Source organism: Ruegeria sp. AH12 (assembly GCF_056541465.1).
In genome coordinates this window covers 1-949 of the sequence record NZ_JBQFYL010000094.1, presented here as the reverse complement: position 1 = coordinate 949, position 949 = coordinate 1, and the positions used below count along the sequence as shown (strand labels likewise).

1 protein-coding gene and 1 pseudogene are annotated in these 949 nt (G+C 57.9%); both read right to left on the bottom strand.

All coding sequences use genetic code 11. The annotated features are described in order from the left end of the window. Positions 1-669: peroxide stress protein YaaA (gene yaaA, locus ACR0EL_RS21860; RefSeq protein ID WP_480502270.1), on the bottom strand; the 669-nt coding region annotated here is incomplete at its 3' end. A 33-nt stretch (positions 670-702) separates the two neighbouring features. Continuing rightward, positions 703-949: pseudogene (locus ACR0EL_RS21855) on the bottom strand (ATP-dependent DNA helicase RecQ); the annotation flags it as partial.

Here is a 949-nt window from a genome sequence, read left to right as displayed (position 1 = left end):
GGTCAGGCGGTGCTGGATGATGTAGCGTGCCATCGCACCGCGCGCTTTCTTGGCGAAGAAGCTGACGATCTTGGGGGTGCCGCCCTTGTCCTCCATGAAGACCGGGGTCACAACGGGTAGCTTCAGTGCCTTCAGGTCGACCGCGCCGAAGTATTCCTGACTGGCGCAGTTCACCAGAACCTTGCTGTCAGTTTCGGCAGCCTGCGCGTTAAGCACCTTGCTTAGATGATCGCGCCAATATTCGTACAGGTTTTTTCCGCGTCTGGTTTTCAGTTTACTACCCATCTCAAGCCGGTAGGCCTGTATGGCATCCAGCGGGCGCAATACGCCATAAAGCCCGGACAGAATGCGCAGGTGATCCTGTGCCCAGGCCATTTCGTCGGCATCCAGCGATGCGGCTTCAAGCCCTTGATAGGTATCGCCCGCAAACGCCAGTGCGGCAGGGCGCGTCATCTCCGTATCTGGCGCGTCCGAGAACATACGATATCGGTCGCGGTTCAAGCGTGCCAGATCATCGCTCAGATCCATCAGTTTTTTCAGATCGCCCAATGTCAGATTGCGTGCTGTCTTCGACAAGCGGATCGCGTCATCCTGAAAATCGGGTTGTGTCACTTCGACGTTTCGTTCAGCCCAATCCAGCCGCTTGGCCGGGGAAATCACTACCAGCATATCCGCCCTCGTTTCTCGCCTGCTCAGGCGTATCTAGCCCGCCTGTTGCAGCACGTCCAGAAACGCCGCGCCAAACCTTTCGTGACGACGGTCACCCAGAACCTGCTCCATCGCTCGTGGATCATCCGGGTGCAGTTGCGCCACTTTCGCCAGTTGCGAGGCCGTACAGCTTAGCGGTTTGTCGATCCCGTCGGGGCCACGCGACAATTGCGATTGAACCTTAAGCAACTGATCGTAAATGTCGCCCTGATTGCGGCCAGCAAGTTTGCGCCTTGCGGGG